This is a genomic window from Enterovirga rhinocerotis, assembly GCF_004363955.1.
Taxonomy (GTDB): Bacteria; Pseudomonadota; Alphaproteobacteria; order Rhizobiales; family Beijerinckiaceae; genus Enterovirga; species Enterovirga rhinocerotis.
In genome coordinates, this window is the sequence record NZ_SNZR01000011.1 from 1,203,206 (window position 1) to 1,222,595 (window position 19,390).

Annotated in this window: 22 protein-coding genes; 12 read left to right on the forward strand and 10 right to left on the reverse strand. The window is 69.3% G+C overall.

The features are described from left to right. The first annotated feature begins 31 nt into the window (after positions 1 to 31). Complete coding sequence (gene secG / locus EV668_RS06250; protein WP_133768944.1) at positions 32 to 439, forward strand: preprotein translocase subunit SecG; 408 nt, start codon at positions 32 to 34, stop codon at positions 437 to 439. Between the two features lie 138 nt (positions 440 to 577). Beyond that, complete coding sequence (locus tag EV668_RS06255) at positions 578 to 2,206, forward strand: CTP synthase (RefSeq protein ID WP_133768945.1); 1,629 nt, start codon at positions 578 to 580, stop codon at positions 2,204 to 2,206. A 6-nt stretch (positions 2,207 to 2,212) separates the two neighbouring features. Here EV668_RS06255 and EV668_RS06260 read toward each other — a convergent pair whose 3' ends face one another. Beyond that, positions 2,213 to 2,713, reverse strand: a complete 501-nt coding sequence (locus EV668_RS06260; RefSeq protein WP_133768946.1) for a hypothetical protein — start codon at positions 2,711 to 2,713, stop codon at positions 2,213 to 2,215. Between the two features lie 150 nt (positions 2,714 to 2,863). Between EV668_RS06260 and EV668_RS06265 the strand changes: the two genes are divergently transcribed. Both EV668_RS06265 and EV668_RS06270 read left to right on the forward strand, forming a co-directional pair. Beyond that, positions 2,864 to 3,259: a DUF350 domain-containing protein gene (locus EV668_RS06265; protein WP_133768947.1), complete on the forward strand. Its 396-nt coding sequence runs from the start codon at positions 2,864 to 2,866 to the stop codon at positions 3,257 to 3,259. An 82-nt stretch (positions 3,260 to 3,341) separates the two neighbouring features. After that, complete coding sequence (locus EV668_RS06270) at positions 3,342 to 3,623, forward strand: YARHG domain-containing protein (RefSeq protein ID WP_133768948.1); 282 nt, start codon at positions 3,342 to 3,344, stop codon at positions 3,621 to 3,623. 61 nt (positions 3,624 to 3,684) lie between these two features. Here EV668_RS06270 and EV668_RS06275 read toward each other — a convergent pair whose 3' ends face one another. Next, positions 3,685 to 3,999, reverse strand: a complete 315-nt coding sequence (locus EV668_RS06275) for a putative quinol monooxygenase (protein ID WP_133768949.1) — start codon at positions 3,997 to 3,999, stop codon at positions 3,685 to 3,687. Between the two features lie 129 nt (positions 4,000 to 4,128). Between EV668_RS06275 and EV668_RS06280 the strand changes: the two genes are divergently transcribed. Both EV668_RS06280 and EV668_RS06285 read left to right on the forward strand, forming a co-directional pair. Next, positions 4,129 to 4,551, forward strand: a complete 423-nt coding sequence (locus tag EV668_RS06280; RefSeq protein ID WP_245512883.1) for a hypothetical protein — start codon at positions 4,129 to 4,131, stop codon at positions 4,549 to 4,551. A gap of 70 nt (positions 4,552 to 4,621) precedes the next feature. After that, on the forward strand, positions 4,622 to 6,082 hold the full coding sequence (locus EV668_RS06285) for an L-lactate permease (RefSeq protein ID WP_133768950.1): 1,461 nt from the start codon (positions 4,622 to 4,624) through the stop codon (positions 6,080 to 6,082). Between the two features lie 23 nt (positions 6,083 to 6,105). Here the strand turns inward: EV668_RS06285 and EV668_RS06290 are convergent, their stop codons facing one another. Both EV668_RS06290 and EV668_RS06295 read right to left on the reverse strand, forming a co-directional pair. Further along, positions 6,106 to 7,095, reverse strand: coding sequence for a Bug family tripartite tricarboxylate transporter substrate binding protein (locus tag EV668_RS06290; protein WP_133768951.1), 990 nt, complete (start codon positions 7,093 to 7,095; stop codon positions 6,106 to 6,108). 98 nt (positions 7,096 to 7,193) lie between these two features. Next, complete coding sequence (locus tag EV668_RS06295) at positions 7,194 to 7,616, reverse strand: YciI family protein (protein WP_133768952.1); 423 nt, start codon at positions 7,614 to 7,616, stop codon at positions 7,194 to 7,196. 74 nt (positions 7,617 to 7,690) lie between these two features. Here EV668_RS06295 and tenA point away from each other — a divergent pair, with 74 nt between their 5' ends. Beyond that, positions 7,691 to 8,362 carry a thiaminase II gene (gene tenA, locus EV668_RS06300; protein WP_133768953.1) on the forward strand — a complete coding sequence of 224 codons (672 nt, stop codon included), beginning with the start codon at positions 7,691 to 7,693 and terminating at the stop codon, positions 8,360 to 8,362. Positions 8,363 to 8,542: 180 nt separating this feature from the next. Here tenA and EV668_RS06305 read toward each other — a convergent pair whose 3' ends face one another. From EV668_RS06305 to cpdR, 5 genes are all read right to left on the reverse strand, one after another. After that, positions 8,543 to 9,487 (reverse strand): hydroxyacid dehydrogenase, encoded by a 945-nt coding sequence (locus EV668_RS06305; RefSeq protein WP_133768954.1) that lies wholly within the window; start codon positions 9,485 to 9,487, stop codon positions 8,543 to 8,545. Positions 9,488 to 9,575: 88 nt separating this feature from the next. Then, the gene (locus tag EV668_RS06310; RefSeq protein WP_166652361.1) at positions 9,576 to 10,547 is read right to left on the reverse strand and encodes a Bug family tripartite tricarboxylate transporter substrate binding protein; all 972 of its coding nucleotides are present in this window, start codon (positions 10,545 to 10,547) and stop codon (positions 9,576 to 9,578) included. A 77-nt stretch (positions 10,548 to 10,624) separates the two neighbouring features. Continuing rightward, positions 10,625 to 11,188: a GNAT family N-acetyltransferase gene (locus EV668_RS06315; protein WP_133768956.1), complete on the reverse strand. Its 564-nt coding sequence runs from the start codon at positions 11,186 to 11,188 to the stop codon at positions 10,625 to 10,627. A gap of 16 nt (positions 11,189 to 11,204) precedes the next feature. Beyond that, the gene (locus EV668_RS06320) at positions 11,205 to 13,085 is read right to left on the reverse strand and encodes an ABC-F family ATP-binding cassette domain-containing protein (RefSeq protein ID WP_133768957.1); all 1,881 of its coding nucleotides are present in this window, start codon (positions 13,083 to 13,085) and stop codon (positions 11,205 to 11,207) included. A 58-nt stretch (positions 13,086 to 13,143) separates the two neighbouring features. After that, positions 13,144 to 13,506, reverse strand: coding sequence for a cell cycle two-component system response regulator CpdR (cpdR, locus tag EV668_RS06325; RefSeq protein ID WP_133768958.1), 363 nt, complete (start codon positions 13,504 to 13,506; stop codon positions 13,144 to 13,146). Between the two features lie 188 nt (positions 13,507 to 13,694). Between cpdR and EV668_RS06330 the strand changes: the two genes are divergently transcribed. Both EV668_RS06330 and hisN read left to right on the forward strand, forming a co-directional pair. After that, complete coding sequence (locus EV668_RS06330) at positions 13,695 to 14,585, forward strand: N-formylglutamate amidohydrolase (protein ID WP_133768959.1); 891 nt, start codon at positions 13,695 to 13,697, stop codon at positions 14,583 to 14,585. Positions 14,586 to 14,851: 266 nt separating this feature from the next. Continuing rightward, positions 14,852 to 15,640 (forward strand): histidinol-phosphatase, encoded by a 789-nt coding sequence (gene hisN, locus EV668_RS06335; RefSeq protein ID WP_133768960.1) that lies wholly within the window; start codon positions 14,852 to 14,854, stop codon positions 15,638 to 15,640. 34 nt (positions 15,641 to 15,674) lie between these two features. Here hisN and EV668_RS06340 read toward each other — a convergent pair whose 3' ends face one another. Beyond that, positions 15,675 to 16,769 (reverse strand): branched-chain amino acid aminotransferase, encoded by a 1,095-nt coding sequence (locus tag EV668_RS06340; protein WP_133768961.1) that lies wholly within the window; start codon positions 16,767 to 16,769, stop codon positions 15,675 to 15,677. Between the two features lie 236 nt (positions 16,770 to 17,005). On the opposite strand from EV668_RS06340, the gene EV668_RS06345 reads away from it, so the two are divergent. The 3 genes from EV668_RS06345 to rsfS all read left to right on the forward strand — a co-directional run bounded on the left by EV668_RS06345 (position 17,006) and on the right by rsfS (position 19,381). Further along, positions 17,006 to 18,274 (forward strand): glutamate-5-semialdehyde dehydrogenase, encoded by a 1,269-nt coding sequence (locus tag EV668_RS06345; RefSeq protein WP_245512884.1) that lies wholly within the window; start codon positions 17,006 to 17,008, stop codon positions 18,272 to 18,274. A gap of 26 nt (positions 18,275 to 18,300) precedes the next feature. Further along, positions 18,301 to 18,882 (forward strand): nicotinate-nucleotide adenylyltransferase, encoded by a 582-nt coding sequence (locus EV668_RS06350; protein WP_208111481.1) that lies wholly within the window; start codon positions 18,301 to 18,303, stop codon positions 18,880 to 18,882. 166 nt (positions 18,883 to 19,048) lie between these two features. Then, the gene (gene rsfS / locus EV668_RS06355; protein ID WP_133768962.1) at positions 19,049 to 19,381 is read left to right on the forward strand and encodes a ribosome silencing factor; all 333 of its coding nucleotides are present in this window, start codon (positions 19,049 to 19,051) and stop codon (positions 19,379 to 19,381) included. Positions 19,382 to 19,390: the final 9 nt, after the last annotated feature.

Below are 19,390 nucleotides of genomic sequence, written 5' to 3' on the forward strand. Positions count from 1 at the left end.
CTGTTCCCGTTGCCGCGCCTTTGAGCTTCTCATGCAAACCGTCGTCATCGTCATTCATCTTCTCATCGTCCTCACGCTGATCGGCGTCGTGCTGCTGCAGCGCTCCGAGGGCGGCCTTGGCCTCGGCGGCGGCGGTGGTGGGGGAGGCGGCGGCGGCGGCGTCGGCGGCTTCATGACCGGCCGTGGCCAGGCCAATGCGCTGACCCGCGCGACGGCCGTCCTGGCGACCGCCTTCTTCGCGACGAGCCTGATCCTCGGGATCATGGCCCATCGCGGCGCGGCGCCGAAATCCATCTTCGACGGGGCGCCGGCTGCCCCGGCCTCCGCGCCCGCCGGTCAGGCTCCCGGCGGCTCCGAGCCGCTTCAGCTCGGCACTCCGCCCGCTTCGGCTCCTGCCCCGGCTGCCCCCGCCGCGCCGCAGGTTCCGCAGTCGCGCTAAGCTCCGCGCCGGCACCAGGCCGGCGCGAATCTCCATCACCCGACATCGCGCCCGCGTCGTCCAGCTGTGGACGGCGCGGATGTGCCGCGCGTTTCGGGTCTGTTCAAACGACGGTGCGATCGGTATGCGGAAAACCCCATGACGCGGTATGTTTTCATCACCGGCGGCGTGGTCTCCTCGCTCGGCAAGGGTCTCGCTTCAGCCGCTCTCGGCGCGCTGCTCCAGGCGCGTGGCTTCACGGTCCGCCTGCGCAAGCTCGACCCCTATCTCAACGTCGATCCGGGCACGATGAGCCCGTATCAGCACGGCGAGGTCTTCGTGACCGACGACGGCGCGGAGACCGACCTCGACCTCGGCCATTACGAGCGCTTCACGGGCGTTCCCGCCACCAAGTCGGACAACATCACGACCGGGCGGATCTATCAGGACATCATCGCCAAGGAGCGGCGCGGCGATTATCTCGGCGCGACGATCCAGGTGATCCCGCACGTGACGAACGCCATCAAGGATTTCATCCTCGACGGGAACGAAGGCTACGACTTCGTGCTGGTCGAGATCGGCGGCACGGTCGGCGATATCGAGGGCCTGCCCTTCTTCGAGGCGATCCGCCAGCTCGGGCAGGAACTCGACCGCGGCCAGGCGCTCTTCGTGCACCTGACGCTCCTGCCCTTCATCCCCTCGGCCGGCGAGCTGAAGACGAAGCCGACGCAGCATTCCGTCAAGGAGCTGCGCTCGATCGGCATCCAGCCCGACATCCTGCTCTGCCGCTGCGATCGCGACATCCCCGTGGAGGAGCGCCGCAAGCTCGCGCTGTTCTGCAACGTGCGCGAGAGCGCCGTGATCGAGGCGCGCGACGTCGGCACCATCTACGAGGTGCCGCTCTCGTACCATAAGGCCGGACTCGACGACGAGATCCTGCGCATCTTCGGGGTGCGCCAGTCGAAGAATCCCGACCTCTCGCGCTGGACCACCATCGTCGAGCGCACGCGCAGCCCCGAGGGCGAGGTCACGATCGCCATCGTCGGCAAGTATACCGGCCTCAAGGACGCCTATAAGTCCCTCATCGAGGCGCTGCATCACGGCGGCATCGCCAACCGGATCAAGGTCAATCTCGATTGGATCGAGAGCGAGATCTTCGAGAAGGAAGACCCCGCGCCGTTCCTCGAAGGGGTCAATGGCATCCTCGTTCCCGGCGGCTTCGGCCAGCGGGGCGCCGAGGGCAAGATCCGAGCGGCCCGCTTCGCGCGGGAGCGGCAGGTGCCCTATTTCGGGATCTGCTTCGGCATGCAGATGGCCGTGATCGAGGCGACGCGCTCGCTTGCGGGCGTGCCGGACGCCGATTCGACGGAGTTCGGCCCGACCAACGAGCCCGTGGTCGGACTCCTCACCGAATGGCTGCGCGGCAACGAGCTCGAGAAGCGCATGGCGAACGGCGAACTCGGCGGGACCATGCGGCTCGGCGCCTATCCGGCCCGGCTGAACCCCGGCAGCCGCGTCGCCGGCATCTACGGCTCCGCTGAAATCTCCGAGCGCCACCGGCACCGCTACGAGGTCAACATGGCCTATCGCGAGCGGCTGGAGACCAAGGGGATGGTCTTTTCCGGCCTCTCGCCCGACGGCATCGTGCCGGAGATCGTGGAGCTCGAAGGCCATCCCTGGTTCATCGGCGTGCAGTTCCACCCGGAGCTGAAGTCGCGGCCGTTCGAGCCCCATCCGCTCTTCACGAGCTTCGTCGGGGCGGCGCTGGAGAAGTCCCGGCTGATGTGAGGGGCGCTACCGCGCCGCCACCGTGTCGTTTCGGGGGCGGCAGGCGCGCGGGACGGGACTGGGGCTCGGCCTCCGCGCAAGCTCGAACGTCGTGCAGTTCAGGCCGGCCACGCGCCCTTCGAAACGCCTGCCGTCGCGGGCGACGTGGCCGAGAAAATCGACCGTGACGTAGCCCTCCGGCCGCAGGAGCCAGCGACCTGCCTGGAGGGCCAGTCGGCCCGTGACCGGATCGAAGCTGCCCTCCATTTCGAAACAGCCCGTCGGGACGCCCGGATTGGTCGGCGCCTCATAGAAGTGGAACAGCGCCCGGACGTCCTGCGGATTGCCGCGCGTGATGGAGAGCGTCAGCCCCGTCAGGCCCTGGTTGCAGACATATTCGCCCGACCATGTGCCGACGAGCCCGGCATTCCCCGCCGCGGGTTCGGCCGAAACCGGGCCGAGCAGCGCCGCAAGCCCGATCGCCGCGAGGGCCGCTCGAAACGGAAGCTCCAGCCGTCGGCCGACCATGTCACGTCCCTTTCGGATTGCCCCGCGAGGGATAGCAGCCCGGCGGCGTGCCAGCGAGGCCCGAGGGTCACGTCGGAGATTTTCTTGAGGGAGCCGGGTTCGCATCTCCGGGAAATGGTCTAAGCCCGCGATGCAGCAAGGGAGCAGGGCGTGACGGCGATTGCGGGGCTGGCGAATTTTCTCGTCTATTTCGGCACGGCTCTCGGGCTCGTGGCGCTCTATCTCGTCGTCTACACGCTCTCGACCTCCCAGAACGAGATCGCGCTGATCCGCCAGAACGTGACCTCGGCCGCGCTGGCGCTCGGGCTCAGCCTCGTCGGCTTCGCGCTGCCCCTGTCGAGCGCCGTCGTCTACGCGCAGGAGGTGCTCGATGCGATCGTCTGGGGCGTCGTCGCCATCGCCGTCCAGATCCTCGCCTATTGGCTCGTCCGGCTCCTCGTGCCGCGCCTGCCCCAGCGTATCGCCGCCGGCGAGATGTCGGGCGCCATCCTGCTCGGCGCGGCCTCGCTCGCGGCGGGGATCATCAACGCGGCGGCGATGCGCTGATTCGGCGGCCGGGCGTCTCCGGCCGCGAAATGCTCCGGACACGGGACAGCGCTAGACGCGCTGGTCCGAAGGAGAGTTCAGCATGACCTTGCATCGAATCGGCACCGGGCTCGCCATTGCGTGTCTGGCGGCCGGAACGCTGATGCTGCCATCCGGCGCCGCCCTGGCCCAGGGCGCCTGCGAAAGCCTCTGGCATCAGCGCAACGCCATCTACGCGCGCAACGGCTTCTGCTTCCGGTCCGAACGGGCCCGCGCCGTCTTCGGCCCGGGCTGTTTCCCGCCCTACGGCGAGCTGTCGCGCGGGGAGAAGCGGCGCGTCGCGGCCATGCAGGCCGAGGAGGATGCGCTCGGCTGCCCGCGCTGAGCGGCTCGGAGCGAGGATCGCCGCACCCGTCGCGGAGCGGCGATCCGTCGAGCCGGTCCTGTCAGCCCTTGTGCGGGGTGACGATGTGGATCGTCCGGCTCGCCAGCAGGTCCTTCACCTTGGCGCCGTAGGCGGCCATGTGCGGCGCGGCGGCATGGGCCTTCAGGTCGTCCATCGTCTCCCACTTCTCGACCACGACGAAGGTGTCGGTCCCGAAGGCGGTCTGGATGGCGCCGGCGCCCTCGACATCGACCGTCGGCACGTATTCGAGGCAGCCCTTCTCTGCGTGGACGGCGGGGACGTTGGCGTGGAAATGCTTCAGAACCTCGTCGCGCTTGCCGGGCTTGGCCGTGATGATGGCGAGAACATGAATCATGGACGTCGATCTCCCTGAAGGCGCAACGGGCGCCCGGCCGTTTGGGCCTGGCCCCTCCTGCCGGAAGGATGCGATGCTGCCAAGCGCGAATGAGGACCCGATGCGGTCGCCTCGGCGGGGAGGATGAGCATGACGACATCAAGGGCATTTCGCCCGCGCGTGCTCGTGCCTGCGTGCTGCGCGCTGGCTGCGGTGACGCTTCTCGCCGCCCCCGCCCGCTCGGCCCCGCCGAAGCAGGTCGGGACCTGCGACCGGACGACCATCAAGCTGATCGGGACGCGCTTCGAGGAAGGGCTGGTCAAGCCCAAGCCGGGCTCGATCGACCAGGGGACCAGCGTGATCCTGACGAACGGCGTCGTCGGGATCTCCTACGCGTTCGTGCCCGCCGTCGCGGCCTCGAAGGTGGGCGATTCCGTCATGACCTGTCTCATCTCGGTGCCCAAGGGCTGTCCGAAGGGCGACGAGCGCGGACGGGTCTACACGACCACGAATCTGCGCACGCAGGATTCCTGGACGCTGCCGGACGCCCAGCACATGTGCGGCGGGGCGTGAGCCTCCCGAGGGAACGCGGTCCCAGCCTGGGGACCGGCGTCGCTTCGGCCGGTGAGAGCAGGACAGTGGCGTGACCTATCTTCTCTGGGCGTCGCCGGCCTTCGCGGTCATCGCCGCCATCGCGACCGGACGGACCGGCAGCCTCGGCGCCGCGCTGATCGGGCTCGCGGTCGCCTGCGCGGTCGCGCTGGCCGTCCCCCCGCAGGCCTTCCATCTTCTCGAGGCGGGCACGGCACTCGCCCGCGGCGCCTGGATCGGCTGGATCGTCGTCCCCTACATCCTCGGCGGCCTGTTCTTCTGGCAGATCGCCCTCGGTTCGGCGCGGGGTGCGACGCCCGAGGAGACGCCGGTCGACGCCCGCGCGCGTCGTCGGATGCTGTTCGCCGCCTGCTTCCTGATCGGGCCTTTCGCCGAGTCGGCGACCGGGTTCGGCGTCGGGATCGTCGGCACGATGGCTCTGGTGCGCCGGCTCGGCGTCGCGCCGATCCCGCTTCTGGTCTTCGGTCTCCTGAGCCAGACCATGATCCTCTGGGGCGGCATGGGCAGCGGCGCGATCGTCTCCGCGGCCTTCGCCCGCATGGACCCGACGGAACTCGCCGTGAACAGCAGCCTGTTCATGGTCGCGTTCAACCTCCTCTGGCTGCCCTGCTACTGGCGGGTGGCGGATGCGTCCGGCGTCGGGTCCGGCTGGGGCGAGCGGGTGAGCGAGGCGCTCTGGCTCGGCGCGGCGCAGGTCTCGGTCATCGCGGCGACCGCGGGGCTCGGTCCGGAGGCCGCGATGCTCGCCTCGTACGGACCGATCATCGTCCTGCGCTATCTGATCGACGAACGTCCGGACCGCGAGCGGCTCCTCCGGGCGGCTCGCCGGGTCGCGCCGTTCGCGGCCCTGATCGGGTGCATGGTCCTGACGCGGCTGGTGCCGCCGCTGAAGGAGTTCCTCGAGGCCACGGGTCGGATCCAGCCTTTCGACGGCGTTCCCGCCTGGTCCCCGCTCTTCCACGCGGGCTCCTGGCTCGTCCTGGCCGGCCTCGTCACGGGGTGGCTGCGGGGCCGCGGCCGGGATTTCCCGCGCGAGGTGGGCGCGGCCTGGCGCACGGGCCGGCTTGCCGTCCTGACCATCATCGCCTTCGCCATGATGGCCGAGCTGCTGTCGGGGTCTGGCATCGCGGACGGGCTCGCGCGCGGGATGTTCGAGGCGCTCGGCCGCTGGTCGCTCCTGCTGACGCCGATGCTCTCGGCGGTGTTCGGTGCCCTCGCGAATAGCGGCAACGCGGCGAACGGCCTCTTCATGGCATCGCAACTGAGTCTCGCGGCCGAGGCCGGTCTCTCGGTCGCGGCCGTCGCCTCGCTGCAGCAGGCGGCCGCCCTGTCGCTGAACATCGTCTCGCCGGTCCGCATGTCGATCGTGTGCAGCCTCGCGGGAACGCCCGGCAGGGAGCGCGAGGCCTATCGTGCGATGTTCCCCTTCGCAGCGACCGCGATCATCGTCCTGCTCGTCGGCGCTGCGCTGATCGTGACGAGGGTGATCTGAGCCATCTGAGAAGAGGCTCCCGATCAGTCCAGCGAGAGGCCGAGATCCTTGATGATGGGCCACCAGATGGCACGCTCGGCCGCGACGAGCGCGGTGAACTCGGCCGGGCTGCCTTCGAGCGGATCGAGGCCGATCGCCAGCATGCGCTTGCGCACGGCATCCTGTTTCAGCGCCGTCCCCAGGACCTCGGTGAGGCGCGCCACGATCGGGTCGGGGGTCTTCGCGGGCACCACGACGCCCTGCCAGGAATAGGCTCTGAAACCCTCGAGGCCGAGTGCTTCCGTGATGGTCGGCACGTCCGGCAATCCATCGAGCCGCGTCGCGGAGGCCACGGCGAGGGGGCGCAGCGTGCCGTCCGTCAGGACACCGCGCCCGGCGGCGAAATCGACGAAGCCCGCCTCGACGACGCCGGCCATCATGTCGTTGATGACCGGGGCCATGCCCCGATAGGGGACATGCGCCATCTTGATCCCGGTCTCCTTCATCAGCCGCTCCATCGCGAGATGATGCGGCGAGCCGATGCCCGGCGAGGCGTAGTTGATCGTTCCCGGCGCAGCCTTGGCGCGCTCGATCAGATCCCGCGCCGTCTTGACGGGGGAATCCTTCTTCACCGTCAGAAGCAGGTGGAAGCGGGCCGTGAGGCCCGCGGGGCGGAAATCCTTGTCCGGATCGAAGGGCAGCTTCTTGTAGAGGGCGGGGTTGTAGACCAGCGTCTCGATCGCGGCGGTGAAGAGGGTGTAGCCGTCGGGCTCGGAGCGCGCGACTTCGCCCGCCGCAAGGTTGGTCGCCGCGCCCGGTCGGTTCTCGATGACGACCTGCTGGCCGAGCGCGGGCGAGATCGCCGCGCCGAGAAGGCGCGCCAGCACGTCCGTGCCGCCGCCCGCGGGATAGCCGACGATCCATTTCACGGGGCGTGTCGGATATTGCTGCGCGCTCGCAGCTGATGCCGGAACGAGCCCTGCCGCGGCGAGGCCGGCCATGGCGGTGCGGCGCGAGATGACGGTGCGGTCCATCGGTTTCCACCCTGTGCGATTGCGCGATCCTAGCGCGACGCGCGGCCGCGCGCCTCATAGACTCAAGGCGAGCCCGGTCGGCACGCGGCAGGCCCGCGTCAGGGTTTCGCGACGGTCGCGCGCAGCCTGGCTTCCTGCTCTGCCAGGTCTGGGGTGAGCGCATCGCCGAAATCGGCCGCCTCGAAGATCGGCCTGATCTCGAGTTCGCTCGGACCGGGCATCGGGTTCGGGCAGCGCTCGGCCCATGCGACCGCCTCGGCCATGTCCTTCACCTCCCAGATCCAGAACCCCGCGACGAGGTCCTTCTCGGGTGTAAAGGGGCCATCCGTCACGGTTCGGGAGGGACCGTCGAAGGCGACGCGCTTGCCTTTCGCCGAGGGGTGCAGTCCCTCGCCGGCCTTCATGATGCCGGCCTCCGCCAGGTCCTCGTTGTACCTGCCCATGGCGCTCAGCAATTCGGTCGACGGCATTTGGCCGTCCTCGCTGTCCTTCGTCGCCTTGACGATCACCATCACGCGCATCGGGCGTCCTCCCTCCGGAATGCGGGGGAAGTTTCGGACTTCCCTTCCGGTTCCATCCGCGCGACATCCGCTCCATGGACGTCTTCGACCGCCTCAAAGCCGCCGCGCCCGATGCCTGGGCGAGCTATGTCGAGCATGATTTCGTGCGCCGGATGGGGGAGGGCTCCCTGCCGGAAGAGGCCTTCCGGACCTACCTCGTCCAGGACTATCTCTTCCTCATCCAGTTCGCCCGCGCCTATGCGCTCGCGGTCTACAAGGGGCGCAGCCTCGCGGATATGCGGGCTGCGCAGGCGGGACTGTCGGCGATCCTCGATGTCGAGATGGGCCTCCATGTCCGGCTCTGCGCCCGCTGGGGCCTCTCGCCGGACGACCTCGAAGCCGCAACCGAGGAAACCGGCACGGTGGCATATACCCGCTTCGTCCTCGATGCCGGCGCGGCAGGCGATCTCCTCGACCTGCATGTCGCTCTCGCGCCCTGCGTCATCGGATATGCGGAGATCGGCCGGCGGCTCGCGGAGGAGATCGGCCCGGGCCTCGCGACGCATCCCTATCGCGAGTGGATCGGCGAATACGCCGGTGAGGCCTATCAGGAGCTCGCGACCTCCGCGCGACGCCATCTCGGCGACCTCGCCGCGCGGGCGATGACCGAGAGCCGCTTCCCGGATCTCGCGCGCCTCTTCGCGCAGGCCTCGCGGCTCGAGGCCGATTTCTGGCAGATGGCCCTGGACCCGCGCGGCCCACGCTGACGGTTGGCCCCCGCTCCTCATCCTGAGGTGCTCGGCATGCGTCTCGCGTGTTCGCGCGATTCACTGAAGGCGCACTGACCGTCAGCCGTGCTTCGAGGGCCGCCTCCGGCGGCCACCTCAGCATGAGGACGGTTGGAGCGCGGGGAGCGCGTCCGACTGGGCCCCCGACCCCCGCGGGCCTCAGCCCTCCGACAGGTGCTTCGCGATCCTCTGCGCGGTCACGGTCGAGACGCGGCGGTTGGATTCGACGGTCAGGCCGGCGATGTGCGGGGTCAGGATGACGTTCGGCGCGCCGCCGAAGACGACGCCCTTCGCTTCGGGCAGCGGCTCCTCGTCGAAGACGTCGAGGGCGGCCCCGCCGAGCTTGTTCTCCTTCAGCGCCTGCGAGACCGCCTCCTCGTCGACGACCCCGCCGCGGGCCGCGTTGATGAGGATCGCGTCGCGCTTCATCAGCGCGAGGCGGCTTGCGTCGATGAGGTTTCGCGTCTCGTCCGTGAGCGGGACATGGAGCGAGACGACGTCCGAGGCCGCGAGCAATTCGTCGAGGGGCAGCCGTTCGACCTTGCCGAAGGGCTGCGTCCAGGCCGGTGCGTCGGCCGGCACGTGAGGATCGTAGGCCGAGACCTGCATGCCCATGGCGGCGGCCCGGACGGCGACCTCTTTTGCGATCGAGCCGAACCCGACGAGGCCGAGCCGCTTGCCCGCGATCTCGCGGCCCCCGATGAGGCGGCTCCGCGGCCAGCGTCCGGCGATGACCTCGAAGGTCGCGTAATAGGTGCCCCGCAGCAGGAACAGCGCGGTGCCGATGACGTATTCGGCCACCGAGACGTCGTTCGCCCCCGTCGCCGGATAGACCGCGATGCCGCGCTTCTCGCAGGCGGCGACGTCGATATTGTCGAGCCCGACCCCGAGGCGCCCCACCGCCCGCAGCTTGCCGGCGGCGGCGAGGAGATCGCCCCGGAGCTGCGTGCTGTTCCTGACGATCACCCCCCGAGCGCCGGCGACGGCCTTCGTCAGCTCGTCCGGCTTGTCGACGAGATGAGGATCGTAGAGCACGTCGAACCCGGCGAGGCAGGATGCGATCGCCTCCTCGTCCATGAACTCAGTGATGACGATGTCGGCCAAGTCGCTCGCTCCCGGATGGGCGGCCCGCCCGGGGCCGCCGCCTGTCTGTCGCTCTGTCGCATTCCCGGCCTGAACCGCAAGCCTGCCGTTACGCCGGCTTCAATCCGAGCTTCTCGGCGATGGCCTTCTCGCGCGTCATGATGCCGGGGATCGACGCGGCGTAGTCCTGGGGATTGAGGTACTCGACCTCCTGCCCGAGCGTGCCGAGGACCCGTAGCACGGCCGGATCCGACAGCGAGGCCTTGAAGGCGTCGTGAAGCGCGGCGACGACCTGCGGCTCCATGCCCTTCGGGCCCGCGAGGCCGTAGGGCGAGGTCGAGACGAGATCGTAGCCGAGCTCCTTCAGCGTCGGCACGTCGGGATACGGCTTCGAGCGGCTGGCGCCCCAGGTGTTGAGCAGGCGGAAATCGCCGTTCTGGACCTGCGGCGCCCAGCCGGAGGCGTCGGCGACGCAGGTGACGTCTCCCGCGAGCAGCGCTTTCGTCGTCTCGGCGCCGCCCTTGTAGGGCACGTGGGTCCACTCGACGCCGAGGATCTCGCCGAGCTGGATCATGCCGACATGGAGCGAGGTGTGGGTGCCCGGCGAGCCGTAGGTCACCTTGCCGGGATTGGCCTTCGCATAGGCGACGAGGTCCGCGAAGGTCTTGTAGGGCGACTTGCCCTGGACGACGATGCCGAACGTGTAGCCCGTGAGCTGGATGATGTAGGTGAAGTCCTTCGACGGATCGAAGGACACCTTCGAGGTGAAGGGGTAGCGGTACACCGTCAGCGGGAATTGCGAGATCGTGTAGCCGTCGGGCTGCGTGCGCCCCGCGAGGTCGATCGCGCCGCGCACGCCCGCGAGGCCCGGCTTGTTCTCGATGACGATGTTGCCCTTCAGATGCCGCGCGGCCGCTTCCGCCATCACGCGCAGCGCCGCATCGGAGGAGGAGCCGGGGGTCCAGGGCACGATCATCGTGATCGGCCGGGTCGGGAAGCTCTGGGCCCGCAGGATCGTCGGGGCTGTGATCAGAGCGGCGGCCCCCGTCAGGGCGGCTCGGCGAGTCGTCGTGCTGGGCATGGTCGTTTCCTCCGGTCTTGTTATCGCTCCTTTATGGCGTGGCGGCCGATGGCCGGGAAGGCTGGCCGCCCTCAGCCTTACGTCGGAATGCGGTAGACGAGATGGCGCGAGCCGGGTGCGTGGCCTTTGCCTCGCTCGCCCGCGAGACGCCCGCCGCATTTCTCGATGATGCGCAGCGAGGCCGTGTTGGTCGAGTCCGCGGTGATCTCGATTTCGGTGAGACCCACCTCGCGCGCGACCGGGAGGATCGTCCGCAGGGCGGCCGTGGCGTATCCGCGCCGCCGCTTCCACGGGACGATCGCATAGCCGACATGGCCGGTGACGTAGGGCGGAAGAGCATCGGTGCCGTCCTGCCAGCGCAGCCCGATCACGCCGCAGAACGCCCCGTCCCAGAGCCAGAGCACGCGGTTCGGCAGGCGTGGAACCTCCTGTCCGTCCGCAAGGCGTATCGTGCCCGACTGTGCGGTGAGGGAGGCGAGGAAGGCCTCGGGATCCGCCGCGATCGCGGCAAGCTGCTCGCTGCCGACGTCGCGCAGGTTGTTCGGAGACCAGCCACGGCGCAGCGCGTCCGCGTAGTCGCCCAGCCATTCGGGGCAGGGCGGGGCGAAGACGAGATCGCCGGCAGGCGGCCCGCCGATCATGTCGCCAGCCGCTCCGTCATGCCGACGCGGCCCCGGCCCGCTCGATCTCCTCGCTGATGGTGAGCCAGTCCTCCTCGGCCCGCGCCAGGGCTTCGGCAGCCTCGCCGCGCTTCTTGGCGAGGTCGCCGGCCTTGACCGGGTCCTCGGCATAGGCGCGCCCACCCGCCATCACCGTGTCGATCTTGGCGATGGCGGTGCCGAGCTTGTCGATGCGGATCTCGAGATCGTGCAGCTTCTTCCTGAGCGGGGCGACCGCAACGCGGCGCTCGGCGGCGAGCCGGCGCTCCTCGGCCTTGTCGGCGGGGCGCTCCTCCGGCTTCGCCTTCGGCGGCTCGGCCTCGCCCGACAGGACGTAGCGGCGGTAATCGTCCATGTCGCCCTCGAAGGGCTTCACGGCGCCGTCGCCGACGAGCCACAGCCGGTCGGCGCAGGCCTCGACGAGGAAGCGGTCGTGGCTGACGAGGATCACGGCGCCCTCGTAGTCGTTGATCGCTTCCATCAGGGCCGTGCGGCTGTCGATGTCGAGGTGGTTGGTCGGCTCGTCGAGGATGAGGACATGCGGGCCGTCGAAGGCCGCGAGCCCCATCAGCAGCCGCGCCTTCTCGCCGCCCGAGAGGTTCTCGATCCGCGTATCGGCCTTCGCGCCGGGGAAGCCGAACATGGCGCAGCGCGCGCGGATGCGCGATTCCGGCTGGCCCGGCATGCGCTCGCCGACCTGCACGAAGGGCGTCGCGCCGGGACGCAGCTCGTCGAGCTGGTGCTGGGCGAAATAGGCGACGTCGAGCTTGGCCGAGCGCCGCATCGTGCCGGCCTGCGGTTCGAGCCGCCCGCCGATCAGCTTGCAGAAGGTGGATTTGCCGCGCCCGTTCTGGCCGAGGAGCGCGATCCGGTCGTCGGGCAGGATGGTGAGATCGAGGCGCTTCAGGATGGTCCGCTCGCCATAGCCGGCCGCGACGCCTTCGAGCGCGATCAGGGGCGGGGAGAGCGCGCGCTCCGGCGAGGGGAGGATGAAGGGGAGCGTCGTCTCGTCGATGGAGACGGAGGCCGGCTCCATCTTGGCGAGCCGCTTCAGGCGCGACTGCGCCTGCCGCGCCTTGGTCGCCTTGGCCCGGAAGCGGTCGACGAAGGCCTGCAGGTGCTTGCGCTCGGCCTCCTGCTTGGCCGCGAACTTCGCTTCCAACCGCCGCTTCTCGGCATATTGCCGGGCGAAGGAGGAATAGCCGCCGCGGTAGAGGGTGAGCTTGCCGCGTTCGAGATAGAGGATGTGGTCGACCGAGTTCTCGAGGAGATCGCGGTCGTGGCTGATGACGAGCACCGTGTGCGGATATTTCGCGAGGTAGTCGTAGAGCCAGAGCGTGCCTTCGAGGTCGAGATAGTTGGTCGGCTCGTCGAGGAGGAGGAGGTCGGGCTCGGCGAAGAGCACCGCCGCCAGGGCGACGCGCATGCGCCAGCCGCCCGAGAAATCGGAACAGGGGCGCTGCTGGGCCTCCGAGTCGAAGCCGAGGCCGTGCAGAATGGTGGCCGCGCGGGCGGGCGCGGCATGGGCGCCGATATCGGCGAGGCGCGTCTCGATCTCGGCCCGCCGCATGCCCTCGGCGGTCTCGGCCTCGGCGAGCAGGGCCGCGCGCTCGCGGTCGGCCGCGAGCACGACCTCGACGAGGGTCTCGGGCCCGCTCGGGGCCTCCTGCGCGACGGCGCCGATGCGGGTGTTGCGGGGAAGGGAGATGCCGCCGGATTCGGAGGCGATCTCGCCCTCGATGATCCGGAACAGCGTCGACTTGCCGGCCCCGTTGCGGCCGACGAGCCCGACGCGCGCGTCCGGCGGCAGGGCGGCCCCTGCGCCGTCGAGGATCAACCGCTCGCCGATGCGGTAGGTCAGGTCGGAAATGTGAAGCATGTCCGCTGCCTATCCGGGCAGCGGTGTAGCGGCAACCTCGGGAGAGGTCAGGAGCGCGTCACGCCGCCTGCTGCAGCAGCTTCTCGACCTCGTTGACGAGCTCGCGCAGATGGAAGGGCTTCGACAGCACCTTCGCGTCGCGCGGGGCCTTGAGGTCCGGGTTCAGCGCGACCGCGGCGAAGCCGGTGATGAACATCACCTTGATGTCCGGATCGAGCTCGGTCGCCCGGCGGGCGAGTTCGATCCCGTCCATCTCCGGCATGACGATATCCGTCAGCAGAAGCTCGAAGGGCTCCTCGCGAAGCCGGTTATAGGCGGAGGCGCCGTTGTCGTAGGACGACACGTCGTAGCCGGCATTCTGCAGCGCCTTGGCCAAAAACCGCCGCATGTCGTTGTCGTCTTCGGCCAACAAAATCTTCATTGCGGCTGCGCCCAAGGGAATCTGGAGGACATGTGTCCCATAAAGCGCGAACAGGGTAAACGAGTGGTGAAAAACCGAGGCGTGAGGCGACGTGCCGGCCGCGATGCTCGCCGGCCGGTCCGTCCCGGCCATGGACAGGCCTGCGCCGGCCCGGCACATTGCGGCATGTTTCCTCCGGTCCGTCCGACTTGACCCGCTTCCGCCCCGATCCCGAATTCGATCCGCCCTTCGATGTCGCCGAACCGACGCGGCAGCTCGCCCCGTTCGTGTTCAATGCGCCCCATTCGGGGAGCGTCTACCCACAGGCGCTGCTCGATGCGTCGGTGCTTGACGCGCGGGGATTGCGGCGGTCGGAGGACGCCTTCGTCGACCGCCTCTTCGCGGCGGTCGTCCCGCTCGGGGCGCCGCTGATGAGCGCGCGTTTCCCGCGCGCCTATCTCGACGTCAATCGGGAGGAGCTCGAACTCGATCCGCGCATGTTCGAAGGACGCCTCCCGGCCCGGGCCAATACCCGCTCGATGCGGGTCGCCGGCGGCCTCGGCACCGTGCCCCGGATCGTCGCCGACGGACACGAGATCTATCGGCGCCGCCTCCCGGTGGAAGAGGCCCTGCGGCGGATCGAAACGCTCTACCGGCCCTATCACCGCGCGCTCGACCTGCTCATCGGTCGCACGATCGAGCGTTTCGGCCAGTCGGTCCTGATCGATTGCCACTCGATGCCGTCCGGCAGCCTCGGGCGCGACGAGGCGAAGGCGGAGATCGTGCTCGGCGACCGCTACGGCACGAGCTGCGCGCCGGCGCTCACCGAAACGGTCGAGCGCGCTCTGCAAGCGCGGGGCTTCACCGTGATCCGGAACAAGCCCTATGCCGGTGGCTTCATCACGGAGCATTACGGGGCGCCTCCGATCGGGCGGCACGCGCTCCAGATCGAGATCAACCGTGCGATCTATATGGACGAGCGCACCCTGACGCCTCTTCCGGCCTTCGCCGATGTGGCGGGCCGGCTCACGGCCGTGTGCTCGGAGGTGATGGCGACGCTCGAGCTGCACCCGCCCGGCTTGCGGATGGCGGCCGAATAGCTCACCCCTCGCTCGAGAGGGGCGGGGCAAGCTCATCGGTACGCACAAAAAAAGGAGCCGCCCCGAAGGGCGGCCCAAGTCTAGGGAGGAAACGCCCAAGGAGGGCAGCAACGTCAAAGACGCTGCGATGCACAAAATAGGGTGCGGCGCACAAAACGCAAGGCCTGTCCGTGGCCGATGATGCATTTTCGCGATGCATCGTGGTTAAAGATTGGGCGGGCCTGGATTTTCACCCTGTTCGGCCGTTCATGTGGAGATGCGGATTGATGAGACCCGTGGATTTCGCCGGTTTCGTGGACGACCTCGCGACTCAATCGGGGCGGGCGATTCTGCCGTTCTTCCGGACCGCGCTGACCGCGCTCGACAAGTCCTCCGGCGGCGTCTTCGATCCGGTGACGGAAGCCGACAAGGCGGCCGAGGTCGCGATGCGCCGGCTGATCAAGGCGTCCTTTCCCGAACACGGCATCGTCGGCGAGGAGTTCGGCTCCGAGCGGGAGGATGCGGAACTCGTCTGGGTGCTCGATCCCATCGACGGGACGCGCGCCTTCATGTCCGGTCTGCCGCTCTGGGGCACGCTGATCGGCCTGCTGCGCGGGGGCAGGGCCGCGTACGGGATGATGCATCAACCCTTCATCGGCGAGCGGTTCTTCGGAGACGGCGGCAGCGCGAGCTATCGCGGCCCGCATGGCAACCGGACCCTGCATACGCGCCGCTGCGCGTCCCTGGCCGAAGCGACGCTCTCGACCACGAGCCCGACCCTGTTCAAATCCGAGGAGGCGGGACGCTACGGCGCGGTCGAGGAGCGGGTGAAGCTCACGCGCTACGGCTACGATTGCTACGCCTATTGCATGCTGGCGGCCGGGCATCTCGACATCGTGGTCGAGGCCGGGCTGAAGCCCTACGACATCGTCGCGCTCGTCCCGATCATCGAAGGGGCCGGCGGGATCGTCACAACCTGGACCGGAGACCGGCCCGAGAAGGGCGGGACGATCGTCGCGAGCGGCGACCGGCGCCTCCACGAGGAGGCGCTGGCCCTTCTGGGCGGCGAGGCCTGAACGGCGCGGAGGGCTGGGCCCTCCGCAGCCCTCGTCAGAACAGGCGCTGGACCCAGCCGTGCGGGTCCGGCGCCTTGGCGCGCTGGATGTCGACGAGCTGCTGGCGGAGCGAGGTCGCGACCGGGCCGGCCTCGCCGTCCGCGATCTTGAACGCGCCGTCGCGGCGCTTCACGGTGCCGATCGGCGTGATCACCGCCGCGGTGCCGCAGGCGAAGGCCTCGCGCAGGCGGCCGCTCGCCGCATCCGCCGCCCATTGGTCGATGGCATACGGCTCCTCGCGCACGGTGCGGCCGGCGTCGCGGGCGAGGGTGATGAGCGAGTCCCGCGTGATGCCCGGCAGGATGCTGCCGCCGAGGGGAGGGGTCAGCAGCGAGCCGTCCTCAAAGACGAAGAAGACGTTCATGCCGCCGAGCTCGTCGATCCAGCGCCGCTCGACCGCGTCGAGGAAGACGACCTGGTCGCAGCCGTTTTCCGTCGCTTCCGCCTGCGCCTTGAGGCTCGCGGCGTAGTTACCGCCGTATTTCGCCGCTCCGGTCCCGCCGGGCGCGGCGCGGACGTATTCGTCCGACACCCAGATCGAGACGGCGCTCGCGCCCCCCTTGAAATAGGCTCCGACCGGGGAGGCGATGACGAGGAAGAGATATTCCGAGGAGGGCTTCACGCCCAGGAACACCTCGTTCGCGAACATGAAGGGGCGGAGATAGAGGCTGCCGTCCGGAGAATCCGGGATCCAGGCCCGGTCGGTCGTCGTGACCAGGCGGCAGGCCTCGACGAACATCTCTTCCGGGACGGCCGGCATCGCCATGCGCTCGGCCGACAGCCGGAAGCGGCTCGCATTCTCGCCGGGGCGGAACAGCACGGCGCCGCCATCCTCGGCCCGATAGGCCTTAAGGCCCTCGAAGATCTCCTGCGCGTAATGCAGAACGGCGGAGGCCGGATCGAGCGGGATCGGAGCGCGCGCGGTGATACGCGCATCGTGCCAGCCGCGATCCTGGCTGTAGCGTACGATGGCCATGTGATCGGTGAAGACCTTGCCGAAGCCCGGATTGGCGAGCAACGCGGTGCGCTGCTCCGCCGGGACGATGCCCGGATGGGTGTCGACGACAAAATGCTGGTTCGGCTGGTCCATGCGCGCGTCCCTTGGCGCCGTTTCGATCGATCTCGGCCCGGCGGGTCGCGACGCTTCTACTCGGGTTCCGTGGAAAAATGCCAGACGGCGTTATGAACGCGTGGCGGGCGCGAGGCAACGAGACGTCTCCCTCGCGTGAAGGCCCTTCGGCGTGATAGGAGCGCGCTGAAACGGAAAGGACCGCGAGCATCATGAGCGCCGCAATCGGAGAGGATCGGAGGACGGATTCGGGTGGCATGGCGCCTCCGGTTCCGGCGCTGATGTCCGAGATCGGCCAGCGTGCCCGGGCCGCGATGCGGGTGCTTGCGCTCGTCCCGGCCGAGGCGAAGAGCGCAGCCCTCCGGGCCGCGGCGGCGGCGATCCGAACCGCGGGCCGCGGCATTCTCGCCGCGAACGCGCTCGATCTTGCGGAGATGCGAGCGGCCGGCCGCGCCTCGTCCTTCATCGATCGCGCGACGCTCGATCCGGGAAGGATCGAGGCGATGGCGCGCGGCGTCGACGAGATCGCGGATCTCCCCGACCCCGTCGGGCGGGTGCTCGCCCGGTTCGAACGCCCCAACGGCCTTCTGATCGAGCGCGTCTCGACGCCGCTCGGCGTCGTCGGGGTGATCTATGAGAGCCGCCCGAACGTGACGGCGGACGCGGCCGCGCTCTGCCTGATGGCCGGCAATGCCGCCATTCTGCGCTCGGGCTCCGAGACCCTGCGCACGGCCGAGGCCATCGCCGCCGCCATGGCGCGCGGCATCGCGGAGGCCGGGCTGCCGGTCGATGCGGTGCAACTCGTCCCGACGCGCGACCGGGCTGCGGTCGGCGAGATGCTGGCCGGGCTCGGCGGGACGGTCGACGTCATCGTGCCGCGCGGCGGGCGCAGCCTCGTCGAGCGCGTCCAGAGCGAGGCGCGCGTGCCGGTCTTCGCGCATCTCGAGGGGCTCTGCCACGTCTTCGTCCATGGGCAGGCCGACCTCGCCATGGCGACCGGCATCGTCCTGAACGCCAAGATGCGGCGGACGGGCGTCTGCGGCGCGGCCGAGACGCTGCTCGTCGACCGCGCCTGCGCCGACACGCATCTGACGCCGCTCGTCGAGGCGCTGCTTCAGGCAGGCTGCGAGGTGCGGGGCGACGAGGTGGTCCGGGCCGTCGATCCGCGCGTCGCGGCGGCGTCCGAGGCGGATTGGTCGACGGAATATCTCGACGCGATCATCTCGGCGCGCGTCGTCGACGGGCTCGACGGGGCGCTCGCCCATATCGACCGCTATTCGTCCCACCATACCGACGCGATCGTCACGGCCGACGATGCAGCGGCGGCGCGGTTCCTGGCCGAGGTCGATTCGGCCATCGTCCTGCACAACGCCTCGACCCAATTCGCCGATGGCGGCGAGTTCGGCTTCGGCGGCGAGATCGGCATCGCGACCGGCCGGATGCATGCGCGCGGCCCCGTCGGCGTCGAGCAGCTGACCTCGTTCAAGTACCGCATCCACGGCAGCGGCCAGACGCGTCCATCGTGATCCGGCTGCCCCCGCATCGGCCGGGCATGCGGATCGGTCTGTATGGCGGGAGCTTCGATCCGCCTCATGCCGGCCATCGCCATGTCGCCGAGACGGCGTTGCGGCGCCTCGATCTCGACCGCGTCTGGTGGATCGTCACGCCCGGCAATCCGCTCAAGGAGCGGCACCCGGCCTCGCTGCCGGAGCGGCTCGCGGCGATGCGGGCCATGGTCCGGCACCCGGCCATGGAGATCACCGACATCGATAGCGCGATCGGCTCGCGCTACACGATCGACACGATCCGCTACCTCGTCCGTCGCTGTCCGGGCGTGCGCTTCGTCTGGGTGATGGGCGCCGACAGCCTCGCCGGCTTCCATCGCTGGCGGGACTGGCGCGCCATCGCCCGGCTCGTGCCGATCGCGGTGGTCGATCGGCCGGGCTATACGCTGGGAGCGCTGCATTCGCGCATGGCCCGGACCTTCGCGGCGAAACGCCGGCCGGGCGGGGCCGCGGCGCGTGTCTTCGCCTCGAGCCGCGCGCCGGCCTGGGTGTTTCTAATCGGTCGCAGATCGAACCTTTCGTCGACCGCCCTGCGGGATAAGTCGTCGAAGGTCGGATCCATGCGTTGAAAAACCGAACGACGTCACCTTATCTTCTCATTGCGCCGTTTTTCTTGGACGGCGACAGGAGACTTCGACGCTGAGCGAGCTGCATTTCACCGAGGCCGCGGCCTTCGCGCCTCCGCCCCCCGCAGGATCCGAGACCGCCCAACCCGCCTCGGCCGGTCCGGGTGACATGAGGGCGATCGCCCGCGCGTGCCTCGAGGACATGAAGGCGCTGGAGATCGTGGAGATCGATCTCGCCGGGAAGACGGCCATCGCCGACGCGATGTTCATCGCCTCCGGTACGTCCCAGCGCCATGTCGGCTCGATCGCGGACCGGATCGTCGAGACCCTGAAGGAGAAGGGCTTCGGCCGGGTCCGGGTCGAAGGCATGACCTCCTGCGACTGGGTCCTGATCGATGCCGGCGACATGATCGTGCACGTCTTCCGTCCGGAGGTCCGCAGCTTCTACAATCTTGAGAAGATGTGGGGCGAGGACAGGCCGTCGGAGCGCCTCGCCGTCTGACAGGGTCCG